Annotated in this window: 18 protein-coding genes; 7 read left to right on the forward strand and 11 right to left on the reverse strand. The window is 39.4% G+C overall.

Going from position 1 to position 15,623, the window contains the following annotated elements; translation table 11 throughout:
• Positions 1 to 118: 118 nt before the first annotated feature.
• Together ystJ and ACFX4N_RS10035 are read right to left on the reverse strand one after the other, a co-directional pair.
• Positions 119 to 1,351 carry an NADP-dependent malic enzyme gene (gene ystJ / locus ACFX4N_RS10030; RefSeq protein ID WP_013057787.1) on the reverse strand — a complete coding sequence of 411 codons (1,233 nt, stop codon included), beginning with the start codon at positions 1,349 to 1,351 and terminating at the stop codon, positions 119 to 121.
• 258 nt (positions 1,352 to 1,609) lie between these two features.
• Positions 1,610 to 2,407 (reverse strand): AAC(3) family N-acetyltransferase, encoded by a 798-nt coding sequence (locus ACFX4N_RS10035; RefSeq protein WP_377261321.1) that lies wholly within the window; start codon positions 2,405 to 2,407, stop codon positions 1,610 to 1,612.
• Between the two features lie 317 nt (positions 2,408 to 2,724).
• On the opposite strand from ACFX4N_RS10035, the gene ACFX4N_RS10040 reads away from it, so the two are divergent.
• Together ACFX4N_RS10040 and ACFX4N_RS10045 are read left to right on the forward strand one after the other, a co-directional pair.
• Complete coding sequence (locus ACFX4N_RS10040) at positions 2,725 to 3,729, forward strand: DUF3231 family protein (RefSeq protein ID WP_013057789.1); 1,005 nt, start codon at positions 2,725 to 2,727, stop codon at positions 3,727 to 3,729.
• Positions 3,730 to 3,965: 236 nt separating this feature from the next.
• On the forward strand, positions 3,966 to 4,496 hold the full coding sequence (locus ACFX4N_RS10045) for a GNAT family N-acetyltransferase (RefSeq protein ID WP_013057790.1): 531 nt from the start codon (positions 3,966 to 3,968) through the stop codon (positions 4,494 to 4,496).
• Positions 4,497 to 4,536: 40 nt separating this feature from the next.
• On the opposite strand, the gene ACFX4N_RS10050 is transcribed toward ACFX4N_RS10045, so the two are convergent.
• A complete protein-coding gene (locus ACFX4N_RS10050) occupies positions 4,537 to 5,286 on the reverse strand; it encodes an SDR family NAD(P)-dependent oxidoreductase (RefSeq protein ID WP_098548018.1) in 750 nt (249 codons plus the stop codon).
• Positions 5,287 to 5,485: 199 nt separating this feature from the next.
• Here ACFX4N_RS10050 and ACFX4N_RS10055 point away from each other — a divergent pair, with 199 nt between their 5' ends.
• On the forward strand, positions 5,486 to 5,752 hold the full coding sequence (locus tag ACFX4N_RS10055) for a hypothetical protein (RefSeq protein WP_377261324.1): 267 nt from the start codon (positions 5,486 to 5,488) through the stop codon (positions 5,750 to 5,752).
• Positions 5,753 to 5,803: 51 nt separating this feature from the next.
• On the opposite strand, the gene cysI is transcribed toward ACFX4N_RS10055, so the two are convergent.
• Both cysI and ACFX4N_RS10065 read right to left on the reverse strand, forming a co-directional pair.
• Positions 5,804 to 7,525, reverse strand: a complete 1,722-nt coding sequence (gene cysI, locus ACFX4N_RS10060; protein WP_057273509.1) for an assimilatory sulfite reductase (NADPH) hemoprotein subunit — start codon at positions 7,523 to 7,525, stop codon at positions 5,804 to 5,806.
• Between the two features lie 22 nt (positions 7,526 to 7,547).
• Positions 7,548 to 9,356 (reverse strand): assimilatory sulfite reductase (NADPH) flavoprotein subunit, encoded by a 1,809-nt coding sequence (locus ACFX4N_RS10065; RefSeq protein WP_057273510.1) that lies wholly within the window; start codon positions 9,354 to 9,356, stop codon positions 7,548 to 7,550.
• A 618-nt stretch (positions 9,357 to 9,974) separates the two neighbouring features.
• Here ACFX4N_RS10065 and ACFX4N_RS10070 point away from each other — a divergent pair.
• Together ACFX4N_RS10070 and ACFX4N_RS10075 are read left to right on the forward strand one after the other, a co-directional pair.
• On the forward strand, positions 9,975 to 10,157 hold the full coding sequence (locus tag ACFX4N_RS10070; RefSeq protein ID WP_013057795.1) for a YolD-like family protein: 183 nt from the start codon (positions 9,975 to 9,977) through the stop codon (positions 10,155 to 10,157).
• A 25-nt stretch (positions 10,158 to 10,182) separates the two neighbouring features.
• A complete protein-coding gene (locus ACFX4N_RS10075; protein WP_013057796.1) occupies positions 10,183 to 10,335 on the forward strand; it encodes a hypothetical protein in 153 nt (50 codons plus the stop codon).
• Positions 10,336 to 10,369: 34 nt separating this feature from the next.
• Here ACFX4N_RS10075 and ACFX4N_RS10080 read toward each other — a convergent pair whose 3' ends face one another.
• Together ACFX4N_RS10080 and ACFX4N_RS10085 are read right to left on the reverse strand one after the other, a co-directional pair.
• On the reverse strand, positions 10,370 to 11,977 hold the full coding sequence (locus ACFX4N_RS10080) for an MDR family MFS transporter (RefSeq protein ID WP_057273511.1): 1,608 nt from the start codon (positions 11,975 to 11,977) through the stop codon (positions 10,370 to 10,372).
• A 25-nt stretch (positions 11,978 to 12,002) separates the two neighbouring features.
• Complete coding sequence (locus tag ACFX4N_RS10085; protein WP_098548020.1) at positions 12,003 to 12,452, reverse strand: MarR family winged helix-turn-helix transcriptional regulator; 450 nt, start codon at positions 12,450 to 12,452, stop codon at positions 12,003 to 12,005.
• Between the two features lie 158 nt (positions 12,453 to 12,610).
• Here ACFX4N_RS10085 and ACFX4N_RS10090 point away from each other — a divergent pair, with 158 nt between their 5' ends.
• A complete protein-coding gene (locus ACFX4N_RS10090) occupies positions 12,611 to 13,360 on the forward strand; it encodes a MerR family transcriptional regulator (protein ID WP_098901020.1) in 750 nt (249 codons plus the stop codon).
• A 254-nt stretch (positions 13,361 to 13,614) separates the two neighbouring features.
• On the opposite strand, the gene ACFX4N_RS10095 is transcribed toward ACFX4N_RS10090, so the two are convergent.
• The 4 genes from ACFX4N_RS10095 to ACFX4N_RS10110 form a co-directional block, all read right to left on the reverse strand.
• Positions 13,615 to 14,148, reverse strand: a complete 534-nt coding sequence (locus ACFX4N_RS10095) for a GNAT family N-acetyltransferase (RefSeq protein ID WP_098548022.1) — start codon at positions 14,146 to 14,148, stop codon at positions 13,615 to 13,617.
• 44 nt (positions 14,149 to 14,192) lie between these two features.
• Complete coding sequence (locus tag ACFX4N_RS10100) at positions 14,193 to 14,564, reverse strand: hypothetical protein (protein ID WP_013057801.1); 372 nt, start codon at positions 14,562 to 14,564, stop codon at positions 14,193 to 14,195.
• 42 nt (positions 14,565 to 14,606) lie between these two features.
• The gene (locus ACFX4N_RS10105; protein ID WP_014459359.1) at positions 14,607 to 14,798 is read right to left on the reverse strand and encodes a hypothetical protein; all 192 of its coding nucleotides are present in this window, start codon (positions 14,796 to 14,798) and stop codon (positions 14,607 to 14,609) included.
• 84 nt (positions 14,799 to 14,882) lie between these two features.
• Positions 14,883 to 15,155, reverse strand: coding sequence for a hypothetical protein (locus ACFX4N_RS10110; protein ID WP_025751130.1), 273 nt, complete (start codon positions 15,153 to 15,155; stop codon positions 14,883 to 14,885).
• A 220-nt stretch (positions 15,156 to 15,375) separates the two neighbouring features.
• On the opposite strand from ACFX4N_RS10110, the gene ACFX4N_RS10115 reads away from it, so the two are divergent.
• A complete protein-coding gene (locus ACFX4N_RS10115; RefSeq protein ID WP_013057804.1) occupies positions 15,376 to 15,609 on the forward strand; it encodes a hypothetical protein in 234 nt (77 codons plus the stop codon).
• Positions 15,610 to 15,623: the final 14 nt, after the last annotated feature.

Below are 15,623 nucleotides of genomic sequence, written 5' to 3' on the forward strand. Positions count from 1 at the left end.
ATTGTACATCATATGGGAGATGAAATGGTGTTACGTTTAGATTTCACAGCGGTTACAGCAGGTCTTTAAAACAAAAAGCCCTTTGAAACAGCGTTTCAAAGGGCTTTTTTACCCGTTATTAGTTTTCGATTTTTGTTAATTGTTCTGTATGTGTTTTTACACGTGCTGGATCAATTGTAATGCGGGCAACGCCTGAATCCATTGCCGCTTTTGCTACAGACTCTGCTACAGCTGGCGCTACGCGAGGATCAAATGGTCCAGGGATAACGTAATCTGCGTTTAGCTCTTCTTCTGTAATAAGGGCTGCAATTGCTTCAACAGCAGCTTTTTTCATTTCTTCGTTGATATGAGTAGCGCGAACGTCTAATGCACCGCGGAAAATTCCAGGGAATGCAAGAACGTTATTTACTTGGTTAGGGAAGTCTGAACGACCTGTTCCAATAACAGCCGCTCCTGCTTCTTTTGCAGCGTCTGGCTTGATTTCTGGATTAGGATTTGCCATCGCAAAGATAATTGCATCTTCATTCATTGATTTAACCATCTCTTGAGATAATGCATCTGCTGCAGATACACCGATAAATACATCTGCGCCTTTAATTACATCGCTTAGCGTACCGCTTTCTTTGTTTACGTTTGTATAAGAAGCCACTTCAGCTTTCACTTTGTTCATACCTTGAGAGCGGCCTTCATAAATAGCACCTCTCGTATCACACATAATCATGTCACGTACACCGTAAGAATAAAGAAGCTTTGTAATGGCAATGCCGGCAGCTCCTGCTCCGTTTAAGACGATTTTTAAGTCTTTCATTGATTTATTGACAATTTTCAGTGCATTTACAAGTCCTGCTACCGTTACGATTGCTGTGCCGTGCTGATCATCATGGAACACAGGAATATCTACTTCTTTTTTCAGGCGCTCTTCAATTTCAAAGCACTGTGGAGCTGCGATATCTTCTAAGTTAATGCCTCCGAATGTATGAGCCATTAATTTCACAGTTTCAACAATTTTATCTGTATCTGTTGTATCAAGTGTAATTGGGAATGCATCTACGCCTGCAAAGCTTTTAAATAAAATTGCTTTTCCTTCCATAACGGGAAGTGAAGCCGCAGGTCCGATGTTTCCAAGGCCAAGAACAGCGGTACCATTTGTCACAACGCCGACCATGTTTCCTTTCATTGTGTAATCATACACCGTTTCTGGATGTTCATGAATTTCTTTACAAGGTTCTGCTACTCCCGGAGAGTAAGCTAAGCTTAAATCTTGAGCGTTTTGAACTTCAACTTTTGATTTAACTTCTAACTTACCTTGTTTTTCTTGATGCATATGTAGTGCTTGATCACGTAGTGACATAATTGTATTCTCTCCTTTTTTTCTATACATTTAAATTTTTTAATGAATTTATTTAACACTTGCTTTTTATCTCCATAATTGTAAGACAACCTGACCGAATAAATTCACAGACAAGTGCCATTATGAAACAAGGAACATAAAAAGTAAACTATCTTGCTTGAATGACTTCTGCGCTTGTTTAATTTAGATTCCAGAGGGGTCGCTGGCTCTCACGTTAAGTTGTCTGATATACAGACAACTTTAAAAGCATACAACCACTTACTGTAGCGCTTTCAAATACGTTTCAGCAAAATCGACGGCTTTAGGCATTGAAAAGAAGTATGCACGTGCTGAACCGATTTTTTCAGCTTTTATTCCTTTTGCTTCAATAAACGCTTCACCTATCTTTTCAAACAGCTCTTCTCGAAACTCTAATTCTTTATATGTCTTCCATACTCGCTTTCCTGCATCCATAACTGGAGACCCTTTTTGAATCACGTTTCGATATGGAATACGATATTCCGCTAGATGAAAAGAAGTATTGTTCCCAAACCCGACACCTAATAATAAAACAAAGGCATGTTTTTTGTAAAGCCTTTCAAGAGGAGAATTTTCGCCTAAACTGAATTCAAGGGGATGATCTCTTAAGAGGTCTTCGCTGTCCTTTCCCCAAGCGGCGAATGAATACATTGGATGGCTGCTTCTTCTTACGCCAGAGTACGTTCGAAAAGTTTCCACGATTTGTCCCATCCCGCTTGTTGGCGTGTGGGCCGGATCATATGCAGGCATCGTATCCCGAATAGTTTCCCACCACTCTTTTGGCACAGCCGGATTGCCCCATTCTGATGGATCCGAAAGATCGACCGACTGTGACGGCATCACGATCGTTCCTTCCTCTGTCACTGTCTCCATTAAAGCTTGAACAACGGCTACTGAACCTCCGTTTACCCACCCTAATGAAGATAGCGAAGAATGAACGATGATAGTCATCCCTTGTGTTATGCCTAACCTGCGTAAATCTTCTTTTAATGTGTCTTTCGTTCTAGGATGATCTGTTGCTTGGACAATGTGCTTCATCGTAAGCTCCTTACTTATAGTGCTGCTAGAATGTGTTGCCGAACTCTAGCAATATATGTAAAACTTATGTTTCCATAATAGTAAGAATAACATCAATTGTCAAATTATTTAAAGTAATAGAAAAACTTAGTTTTATTCATATCAGTTATCATACAACTGACTTGTTGGTAAGCTTTATTTCCTTCAATTATCTTACTATAATAACGGCTAATGAAGCTTTTCAATAAATTAAAAAGAAGAATATTCCTATAAATAAAAGAAATACTAATGAAGCTATAAATATTTACCTATCACTATTTTCAGGAGGAATGTGTACAATGAGCACATCAAAACTTCCGCCGCTCACGTCCTCGGAGCTTGCTAACTTATGGATGACTTATCAGGAAAAAACGATGATTTTGAGGTTTCTAGAATATTTTCTGGAAGATAAACAAGATTACAAAGAACTTTTTGAGCTATATTATAGCCGATCTTTAAAACGTGTAGCTCGAATTAAAGAAATATTTGAGAACGAAGGCGCTGTTATCCCAATTGGTTTTACGAAAGATGACGTGAATATAGGAGTTCCTAAACTATATGACCACATGTTCGAAGTCATGTATATACGCTTAATGTCTCAAATTGAAACAGGACTGTTTGCTTTGCATTCGACCATGTCTTACCGAGAAGATGTCCGAAATTTCTTCGTAGAGGCAACAGCAGAAGCACAGGACATATACAATCAATCCACACAAGTATTGTTAGAAACGGGTGTCATCGCAAAACCCCCATACGTTTCTATGCCTAAGGAAGTCCATTTTGTCCATGAACAAAATTATATAGGCGGATTGAGCTGGTTTAGCGAAAAAAGATCGCTGAATACCATTGAAGTGTCACTTATTCAACATGCTGTTGATACAAATCTTGTAGGAATGCAGCTGATGATTGGTTTTGCTCAAGTGGCCAACAACAAAGAAGCACAGCAGCATTTTGTCAGGGGTATGAAGCTTTCGAAGAAAATTGAAACAGAACTAGGTGATATTTTACGCCATAGCTACATAGAACCCCCGGCTACTCATGCCGGAAAAGCGACGAATTCAACCGTTCCTCCTTTTTCAGATAAGCTGATGATGTACAATACGAGTCTTTTGAGTACGTTCGGTCTGGGGAGTAATGCTTTAGGAGGAGCCTTTAGTTTAAGAAGTGATTTGCCATTAAAGATGCTCCAGCTTGCAAAAGACATTTACAGTTTGGCGAAAGAAGGCGGCAAAATTATGATTCAAAACGGATGGCTTGAAGAGCCTCCTCAAATTGAAGATCGCAATCAGTTAACTAAAAAATAGGTTCTTTCCTACAGGAAAGCTAGCTGCTCTACGTGCAGCTAGCTCTATTTGTTTTTTTAGTATACTGTTTTTAGTGCTAGTATGTAACAACTGTTTGCGTTATTTAGAAGTTTTTCCTGTCTTTTTCTCAGTCGTTTAGCTCGTATTTCCACTTAATTTATAACAGAAAAATAAAATAAAAGGTATTTTCTCTGAGCTGACGAAATCTTTCTATATAAAATAGAAAGGAGAAAAGTATGTTTCCTATTCTTCTTACACCTCGCACTACACTGCGTGAAATAACAGAAGTCGATGCAGATACTATTTTTGACTGCTTCTCTCAGAAAGAAGTTATTAGATATTACGGGCAAGAAAAATTCACAACTATTCAAGAAGCTCTGGTTCTGATTGATATTTTTGCTGAAAATTACAGAAATCAAAAAGGCATGCGCTGGGGAATTGAACGGCTCGATACGGGGGAATTAATTGGGACAGTTGGATTTAATCAGTGGAACCAAAAGCATAAGCGCGCGGAAATTGGCTATGAGCTGCACCCTCAGCACTGGGGTCACGGCTATGCTTCGGAAGCTGCTTCGGCTGTTATGGCTTATGGCTTTGATACCCTTCAGCTAGTGCGGATTGGAGCTGTTGTGTTTCTTGAAAACAAAGCATCACAGCATGTGCTTGAAAAGCTCGGGTTTCAAAAAGAAGGAGTGTTAAAAAACTATATGTATCAAAACGGAAAAGCTCACGATACGTTTGTTTATAGTTCCCTGCCTACTACATAATAAAAAAGGATTCTTTTCTTAAAAAGAATCCTTTTTCCTTTTATTTAAATGCCGCATACCCATCATCAGCCATGATGACGCTGCCGTTTACAGCTCCCGCTTCTTCCAAGGAAAGCAAATAAACCATATCTGCAATTTGTTTTGGTGTAGTGAGCTCCCTGCTCATCGTTTTAGCTTTCATTCCTTCAATCATACCGTTGTCTTTATAGCCTTGAATAATGCGCGTATCAACAAATCCTGGCGCAATGGCGACGACGCGAATACCGTATTTAGCGAGATCTAGCGCAGCTGATTTCGTCATCATCACAACAGCTCCTTTTGTTGCGTGATAGGCATAGGTACCGGGTGAGGCTAAGAAGCTAAAAATAGATGCCGTATTGATAATGACGCCTTTAATACCTAACTCTCTCATTTTCCTGCCCGCTGCCATAATCCCATATGTAACGCCGTGCTGATTCACATTAATAATACGGTGATATTCTTCTAAGTCTTGATCTAAAATAGATGTAGGGCGTCCAATACCTGCATTGTTAAACATCACGTCAATTCGCCCAAAGCGGTTCACAGTTTCCTCAATCAGCGCTTCCACTTCTTCAAACTTTGTGACGTCTGTTTGCACAAATAAAGCGCTCCCTCCAGCTTCTTCAATTTTTTGAAGGGTCTCTTTTCCTTTCCCTTTATCATAATCAGCAATGACCACCGCGTCTCCTTTTTGCGCAAACTTTAAGGCAGTTTCTTTGCCAATTCCGCTTGCTCCCCCTGTAATAACCACTACTCGTTTTTGCTGCATGTTTCTCCCTCCTTGATAAAAATTCCTTTCTTTTACATTATAGCATTCTTTTTTTCTGCCAGCCGTTTCTATTGATCACCTCATTGCTATGAAATCAGCCGAGTTAGGCATAGGTGAACGCCTTTTTTAATAAAAATCAGCGTGTGTACAAGCAGTCTGTCATTTTTTGCATTTACTATAGTGTAAGGAAGTGGTGGCTATGCATGAACACACAGGTAATGTATCTATCCCACGTCCTCCGGATGTGGTGACAATTCTGTGGGAGCGAAATCCTTTGGATAGACAAGCTCCTCGTACTGTCGTAGAAGCAACAGTAATCGGCAGCGCAAATCCTTGCGGACGCTTGTTAGCTCAAGGTCAGCGCTACCGAAGTGCAGCACATTGTTTACTTGATAACGGATTTGAACAAAATACCGCTGAAAGATTAGGAGTATTTGGAGTAGCAGTATTTGTTAGAGAATATTAAAATAGAAAAAAGGGACCTTTCTGTAAGTTTAGAAAGGTCCCTTCATACGTATTATGCGTGGAAATTCGTGCCGTCTGTTACAGCTTCGATTACACCAGCGCGGATGACATAGTCACCAAAGTGCTCGCCTTCTTCTCTCTCTTTTGCATAGCGAGGAAGTAAGACGCGCAGTTCGTTTAAGATTTGTTCTTCACTGATATTTTCACGGTACATTTTACTTAAGCGGCTTCCATCAAATGCTGCTCCAAGATACATATTGTATTTGCCCGGTGCTTTACCGATAAAAGCAATTTCACCTAAAGCAGGACGTGCACAGCCGTTAGGACAGCCCGTCATACGAATGGTGATTTCTTTATCGCGAAGGCCGTTTTCATCTACAATTGCTTCAATTTTCTCAAGAAGAACTGGGAGATAACGCTCAGCTTCCGCCATAGCAAGCCCGCAAGTTGGAAGCGATACACAAGCTAATGAGCTGCGGCGCAGAGCCGAATAATGCTTGCCGTCAGTTAGTCCATATTGTTCGATGAGGTCACTAATTTGTTTTTTCTTTTCAGTTGATACGTTCGCGATAATTAAATTTTGATTGGCCGTTAAACGGAAATCACCGCTATGAACTTTTGCAATTTCACGAAGACCCGTCATAAGCTTATAGTCTTCAAAGTCAGCAATACGTCCACCTTGAACAAAAAGAGTAAAGTGCCATTTTCCTTTTACACCTTTTTCCCAGCCGTAGCGGTCGCCGTTATGATCAAAGTGATAAGATTTTGCTTCGTCTAAGCTCCAGCCCAGACGATTTTCAAGCTCTTCTTTTACCGTTTCTAATCCAAGACGATCAACCGTGTATTTAAAACGCGCGTTTTTACGTACAGAGCGGTTTCCATAATCACGTTGAATCGTAATGACTTTTTCAGCTACTTCTAGAATTTGATCAGGTCGACAGAACCCAATCACTTTTGCAAGCTGAGGGTAAGTTGTTTTATCTCCGTGCGTCATACCCATACCGCCGCCGATTGCTACGTTAAACCCAACAAGTTTCTCGTCTTCTAAAATGGCAATAAAGCCAAGGTCTTGTGAATACACGTCAATATCGTTAGACGGTGGAACAGCTACGCCAATTTTGAACTTTCTTGGCAAATAGAGCGGACCATACATTGGTTCCACTTCTTCTTCCACTTCCGGTGTGCTGATCACTTTCTCTTCATCTAGCCAAAGTTCGTGGTACGCTCTTGTACGAGGCAATAAGTAATCACTTAATTTTTTTGACCATTCGAATACTTCAGCGTGCACTTCTGACTGATACGGATTCGGATTGCACATTACGTTACGGTTTACATCTCCGCAAGCTGCAATTGTATCTAATAAAGAAGCATGAATTTCTTGAATCGTTTTCTTCATGTTCCACTTTAAAATTCCGTGCATTTGGAATGCCTGACGAGTTGTCAGCTTTAACGTTCCATTTCCGTATTTTTGTGCTAAATCATCCATCACTAGCCACTGTTCTGGTGTTGAAACACCGCCTGGCGTACGGACGCGAAGCATGAATTGGTAAGCTGGCTCTAGCTTTTGTTTTTGACGTTCATTACGAAGATCTCGGTCATCTTGCAAGTAGCTTCCGTGGAACTTCATCAAACGATTATCGTCTTCAGAAATACCTGAGCTGATGCGGTCGAGCATTGTTTCTCCTAATGTACCGCGCAAATAATTACTTTCATCTTTTATGCGCTCAACGTCACTTGGAGGACCTTCGGGCGCTTTTAAAATTTTGTTTACCATGTTGAAAATCTCCTTTCAATCCTCAGTATACATCACGCTGATAACGTTTTTGTTTCTTCATTTCAGCAAGGTAACCTTCCGCCTGTTCACGGCTCATCTTGCCTTCTGTTTCGATAATTTCAACTAGCGTGTTGTGCACGTCGCGTGCCATATTTGTTTTATCTCCGCACACATAAAAAGATGCGCCTTCTTCTAACCATTGGAATAATTCTTTACTATGTTCGAGCATACGGTTTTGTACGTATACTTTTTCTTCAGTATCGCGTGAAAACGCCACGTCCATTTTTGTCAGTACGCCATCTTTTAACCACTTTTGCCATTCTGTTTGGTAAAGGAAGTCTGTTACGAAGTGCTGATCTCCAAAGAACATCCATGACTTGCCTTTTGCCCCTGTTTCTTCACGCTCTTGCATAAATGAGCGGAACGGAGCCACACCTGTACCAGGTCCTACCATAATAATTGGCGTTTCTTGATCTTGAGGAAGCTTAAAGTTTTTATTGCTTTGAAGATATACAGGAATCGTATCGCCTGGCTGCAAACGTTCTGAACATAGGACGGAACAAACACCTTTACGCTCGCGTCCATGCGCTTCGTAGCGTACCGCTCCGATTGTTAGATGAACTTCATCAGGGTTTGCTGATAAGCTGCTTGCAATCGAGTAAAGGCGCGCTGGCATTTTACGTAAAATGGCTACAAACTCTTGTGCCGATACGTTCCATGGGCCGAAGTCACGAACTAAGTCAATCACATCACGGCCTTGTGTGTATGCTTTCAATTCCTCGCGATTTTCTACAAGCGCTTTTAACTTATCGTTTCCAGTAAGCTCAGCTGCTTGCTTTAAAAGCGGCTTTGTTAAAACGGTAATTTCAAAATTAGAGATTAGCGCTTCTCTAAGAGGACGCGTTTCTCCTTCTTTATTAACCGTTACATTTTCACTTGCATCCCACTTGAATTCGTTAAGAAGAAGATCAACAAGCTCCGGGTCATTTTCAGGATAAATACCTAAACTGTCTCCTGGTTCATACGTCAAACCTGAACCTTCTAGAGATAGTTCTAAGTGTCGCGTTTCTTTATTTGATCCGCGGCCGTTTAAGTTTAAGTTCTCAAGCACTTCTGCTTTAAAAGGATTTGTTCTTGAATATGGTGAAGTTCCTGCAGGAGCTTCCGCTGGAACAGCTGCCGAAGCGCTGTGTCCTTTCGCTTCGCTTAATCCGTCAATAACACCTTTAAGCCATTTATTTGCGGGCTCTTCAAAATCTAAATCACAGTCAACGCGCGGATACAGTCTTTCACCGCCAAGTTCTGCTAAGCGCACATCAAATTCTTTTCCTGTTTGACAGAAAAATTCGTATGAGCTGTCTCCAAGCGATAAAACAGAGAAACGGAAGTTCTCAAGTTTTGGCGCTCGACGGCCGTGAAGAAATTCATGGAAAGATAGCGCATTATCAGGCGGCTCTCCTTCTCCATGTGTACTTACGACAATTAATAAATTTTCAAGTTTCTTTAAATTATTTGGTTTGAAATCATTCATAGAAGATACGGTTACATTAAAGCCTTTTGCTTCAAGCGTTTTGCCTGTATTTTCAGCAAGTCCTTGAGCATTTCCTGTTTGTGATCCATAAAGAATCGTTACGTCTTTTGAAACTGTCTGTTTCGTTTGAGCAGGCGCTGCTGTAGAAACGTCTGGCGTTCCTTCGGCAGACGTAGATTGAGATGCTGTTAAATAACCGCTCAACCACATTTTTTGTGCTTCTGTTAATGTCGGCAGAAGGCGATTAAGCAAATCTGCTTGTTCTTGATTAAAAGGGCTGTTTACTACCTTAAGTTGCAACACTGTCCACCTCACAAAAATATATAATTTAAATATGTATGCTTTTACGAATCATCTTCAACAACATTTAATACCTGTGTCTAATTAATCAATGATGTTTCCCTTCATACATTATTATTCCTATAGATTATATCAAATTTAATTATATAAATCATTAGAAAATTCTTATCAAATTCGTCTACCTGCATTTTATCGGAGAAGAATAAATTAGTAAAATACATATAATTGATAACTAGTATTAAGATCATTAATAATTGAAGCTGTAGTTACGTTTTTTATAAACACAGTTACTTCTATATTTGTTCATTCTACATCCTTCACATGAATATGAATATTTTGTAATTTTTAGAGAAGTTTTGTAGAAACGGTTTTCTTTCTCATTAGAATGTTACATAATAAATGTAACATTAATCCTTTTAAAAAACACTATACAGAAAAGACAGTATATTCTGAAATTTAGGACAGTTTATAGGTGGGCTAGCAACCTTTTATTCGATCTATTCATACACGTTGGAGAATATAAAGGGAAGCTTGCAGTACATACAATTCCCTTTTGCTCATCTCAAATGAAAGGACTGGCTTTTAAATCAGGTAATCTTTTTTAAGGAGGCTTCTCGAATGTTTTTACGAGAATTAACGAAAAGTGGGACGATAACTGTTTCTTACTATAAAGATGGAACGTTGCAAACGTGCAAAGGCCGCGTGCACAACTTAAATCTCCATCAGCAAATTCTATCCGTAAAAGACGAAAATGAAGCCGTTGTTTCCCTTCAGCTTTCTGATATTAAATCCATTCATTAGTATGTAAAATTAAGGAGGAATTCTCATGTGGAAAGATAATAAGCAAGCGCTTACAGATTTTGTGTCGGAAGATCGGTTTGAACTGAACTTATATTTAACGTATTTGCTTGATCAAATTTCGTATGACACGTCTAAACAATCCCCTTTTCTTCGTAAGCCTAATGAAACAACTAGTTAATATAGAAAAAAGCGCACAAATTTGTGCGCTTTTTTTAACGTGATGGCTCTACTTCAGCAATGCCTTCTTCTGGTTTTTCTTCGGCTTTTTTATTTGAAAGCTTGATCTGCCTTAAGAACAATGTGCATACCGCTCCTAAAATAATAAAAGCTAAGCCCATGAAAAAGACGCTGTGCAATGCGCTCATTAGCGAGGTCTTCAAAATTGGCACAATGCTGTCTGAAAGGGCAGCTGGAATACTCTTTAGCGCTTGGGGGCTAAACAGCATCTGCAGCACACTTTCAGGATTCGTATCAATCGCTTTTTTAAACCCGTCCGCAAAAGCACTTGCTTGAGCAGGCAATGTGTTTAAATATGGAACGAGTTTGTCAGTAAGAAGCGTACCTGATTTTGCATTCATCACCGCTCCTAAAATGGTAATACCGAACGTTCCTCCAATTGAACGGAAAAATTGACTTGATGATGTAACCACACCGAGCTCTTCTTTTGAAAAGCTCTCTTGAAGAGCAAGTGTTAAAATTGGCATCACAAGACCCATTCCTAAACCGATTATGGCCATATAAGAAGTGGCAACAAGCTTGCTAGTATGAAGGTCTAATGTTGTTAACAAGAAGAACCCTCCTGCCATAATGAGCATACCCGTTACGATTTGAGGCTTGATTCCAACTTTATAAACAAGCTGCCCTCCAATAATACTTGTTACAATCATTGAAATCATCATCGGCGTCATAATGGTACCGGATTCCGAGGCGCTGACTCCAACGATTCCTTGCATAAAGAACGGAACAAACGTAATGGCTCCGAACATGCCGATGCTCATAAAAAAGCCAATGATATTTAAAAGCGTAAACGTTCGGTTCTTAAATAAATACATCGGAAGAATCGGCTCTTTGGCTTTCGTTTCCACAATAATAAAGCTTATGATCCCAACAACAGCCAGTGTAAATAGACTAACAATTTGCCAAGAGTTCCAGTCGTAGTCTTTTCCTCCAAAGCTCAGGGCCAGAAGCAAGCTCACTACTCCGATAACCATTGTGAACATACCCGCTACATCGAATTTCACAGGTCCCGTATGTTTCTTTCCTTGAAGTCCCAGTGCAATAAAAACGGTAGCGAGTATCCCTACTGGCAAGTTGATGTAAAACACCCATTTCCAATTCAGTGAATCAACAATCCATCCGCCAATTTGTGGACCAATGACAGAAGCAAGACCGTAAATTCCTCCGAATACTCCTTGAAATTTTGCTCGTGCTTTTCCTGTAAATAAATCACCGATTACAATCATTGCCATCGGCATCATAACGCCACCGCCAATTCCTTGTAATGCACGGAATAAAATAAGCTCTGTCATGTTATTTGCCATTCCACATAGAGCAGAAGCGATCATAAAAATGATAAGTCCTGTAACATAAATTACTCTGCGTCCTACTAAATCAGCGAGTTTCCCTGCAATCGGAACAACCGTTGTCGACGTTAATAAATAGGCTGTTGTCAGCCATGTCATCATGCTCAATCCACCAAGATCTCCTACGATTCTTGGCATAGCTGTTCCGACAATGGTTCCATCAAGTGCAGAAAAGAACATCGCAATAATTAACCCAATTAATAAGAGCGTGCGCTTTGAATTTTTTTGATTTTCCATCGTGTGTCTCTCCTCATTTTTGTTACTACTGCTTATCTTTATAAGAAGCAGCTGACGTTGCAAGCTTTTTCGTAATAGAAGCCATCATAGAAAGCTCTTCTTCTGTTAAATGCAAAAGATAGCGGTCCATAATGGCTTTTCGACCATTCAGCACATCTTCAAGCTTGCGATGCCCAAACTCCGTTAAGGTAATATCAACGACTCGTCTGTCCTCTTTATTATGTTCTCTTACAACAAAATTGTGTTGTTCAAGACGATCTACTAAAAGAGTCACGGCGCTCGGTTTGACATCCATGAGTTCTGCAATTTGAGAAACCTTGCTGCTCCCTACTTTCTTTAAATAAGAAAGAACAAATAATTGCGTAGGAGTCATCTCATGCTCATTTAGGCTCTCCATCATTTCAGGCTGCATTTTTTCAAATAGCACTTGAAGCGATGAACGAATCTCTCCAAGATACTGATTGCTTTTTGTCACATCTATTCCTCCAGGCTTGCTTATTTATTTCATGTTATAAATAGTTAATGCTAATTAAATATAAATGCATATAAACTAAAAGTCAATTATTTCTTTTTTAGTATTGACCCTTACGCTGCGTTATATTTTATAGTAGATTTCAGAAGGGAGATGAAAGAATGAACAGAAAAGTAAAAGAAGTTGCTGACTTAGTAGGAATCAGCGTCCGCACGCTGCATCATTATGATGAAATCGGGCTATTAAAACCTGATGCCGTTAGTGAATCCGGCTACCGGCTTTATTCACCGGCTAATCTCGATATGCTTCAGCAAATATTATTTTTTAAAGAACTTGGCTTCCCTTTAAAACAAATTCACGAGATTATAACAGATCCGACGTTTAATCGCACAGAAGCGTTGATACTGCAAAAAAACATGCTGATTGAAAAACGCAGTCGGCTCGATCAAATGATTGTAACCATTAATAAAACGATTCAATATGAAAAAGGAGCGATTGAAATGAACGAAAAAGAGCGGTTTAAAGGACTGGATTTTTCGCATAACCCCTATGAAGAAGAAGCACGGAAGCGCTGGGGAAATCAGCGGGTAGATGAAGCGAATGAAAAAGTACAAAGCTTCTCACAAGAAGAACAGCAGCGCATATCAAACGAATGGGAAAGTATCTACACTCACTTAGCTTCGCTTCGTGATCTGTCACCATCCTCTACAGAAGCTCAAAAAGCTATTGCGACATGGTATCAATTTTTAAATGAGAACTTTGGAACATATTCATTAGAAGCCTTTAAAGGTCTTGGAGAAATGTATGTGCAAGATGAGCGATTTACAACTAACATTGATCGCTATGGAAAAGGATTAGCCAAATTTATGAACGAGGCGATGAGTGTATTTGCGGACGCTAAAAAACAATAAACAAAAAAAGAGTGAGATATAACTACGTCAATTCAATCTAAAGACGAACCATTGGCATACATGATCTGACCTGCTTGTTCCGCCGCCATTGATTTCCGTCCAAGGCTTCGCGTTCCGCGGGCGCCGCTGAGCCTCCAAAATCGTTAGAAGCATCTGCCTATAGGAAGCCTATGTTCATCACCACAATGAAAAAATCCGAACGATTCATCGTTCGGATTTTCATTCACTTAATATACTTTTGTCCCAGCCTCTTTTTATAAGTGAAGACCCATAAGCATTGTATTATAGTACACGCCATTTATATAGGTGTCTTTTTCTTTTAATCCTTCTGTTTGAAACCCTAGCTGCTTGTATAAAGAAATAGCTCTTTGGTTATCTTCTCGCGTCACAAGTTCGATTTTTTTTGTTTGTTTATTCGTACGTGCCCATTCAATCAGCTCAATCATTAGCTGTCTGCCTAACCCTAGCCCGCTATAAGATTTCTCTACTACAATACCGAGGGTTCCCACATGCTTATTACGCGGGTTTTGAGACGAGGTGATGGATGCAATACTAATGATTTTCTCTTCTTTTTCAGCCACAACTATAAGAGCATTTTGCTCTTGTTTTACAGAAGCTAAAAACAGTTCGTACTCTGAAAGAGGTGTAAGAAACTCACCTTCTCCAAATGAAAGAAAATCGCTTTCTCCTCCTACCCGGTTGTAAAAAGCAATCATTTTCTCTGCGTCTTTCGGTGCTGCTTCTCGAATGCTGATGCCTATACCGTTCTTTAATGTACGTAAACTCATATATCCATCTTCCTTTTGGTTATTCTTGTTTGCTTAGCCCAATTTTAGCGCTGTTTTTCTCTCCACTGATCTAACCACATGCGATTTCCTAAAGCTGTAAAATCATTTTCGTCGGCGTAGCGTTCAATGACGGAAAGCGCGTTGTCCTCAAGCATTGGTGAATAGCTCATGATTTCTAAAATATGATGTGCAGCCCATAGGTCAATTCGATAAGTAGGATTCGTCAGCAGTGTTGCAAATTCAAACAGCATGCCTGGATAATATAAATGAATGAGCTGCGCAATTTTTTTCATATCTTCTGCAGCTCGATTGCCTTTTTTTACAGATTTTTTATCTCGATAATCGATTTCATAATGAATTTTGGCGCTTTTTTGATAAAGATCAACTAGCGTTTCATACGTACGGTGTTTCCGCATTTCTCATCTTCCTTTGCTTCTAGATTTCCTCGTTTGAAGATGCTATAGTTCATTTTTAGGTTTCATATATTCAAATAAATGCAGCAAAAATATGATACTTCCACCAATACACATCACAAAACTTAACGTAGCAGGATACTGAATAAAGAAACCGACAACACCAAAAATCAGCATAGCAAGCGCTCCTATCATCATAAACAGATGATAAGCCGGTGTATTTTCTTCATTATTCATACATAACTCCTTTTCACTATTTTTTAAGTTATTAAAAAGATATGACACTTCTTTTGGACTATGATCTTTTATTTTGCTGCCGCTTTATTTCTTTAGTTTAGCACGAAGTAACGTGAGAAGGCCTCCTCCAAACATGACGCCACCCACAATTTGATACAGATGTATGTAGCTTTTTATCGTTTCAAGATACAGATCCGTGTCTGCGTTCCCTTGACTTTCTAGCCATTTTTGACCCATGGCCTGCCCTGTTGCAACGCTTTTTAACAAAACGACCAGGCCTCCAAGCATGACAACAGCGGCGATAATAAGCTGCACCTTTTCTTTGTCATCTAGCATTTTTTTGAGCTCATCTGCCATATATATCTCTCCCATCCTTACCTTGTTATGTATCTACTTGTTTGTAATCATGCTGTTTTTTCTATTATAACGCTCAACTTGGTCATTATAACACGGTTTTGCCCTGGCTTTAGTCTTACTTTTCATAAATCAAGCCTTTTTGGATCATACTATATTTGAAACACAGGCGTCTTTAACATCCCTTCATCATTTTTAAAGGGTTACTAATTGAGGTTGATACATGCTTATATTTTTAGGGATTTTTTTACTTTGTGCAGCTGTTTGTTTAGTAGAAATACCTTATTTAAAAAAAGTGAACAGTAAAAAAGAAAAGCAAATTTTTTGGAGTTTGTTCATAGTAAGTATTTTAATTGTTAGTTTAAAATACGGCGGTGTGGAGGTTCCTAACCCCGGGGACGGCATTGCTTTTTTATTAAAACCTTTTAGTGATTTTTTGTTCAGTCTGTTGAAATAAAAGGAAGTGAACAA

It is taken from the genome of Priestia sp. YIM B13551 (genome assembly GCF_042787905.1).
Taxonomy (GTDB): Bacteria; Bacillota; Bacilli; order Bacillales; family Bacillaceae_H; genus Priestia.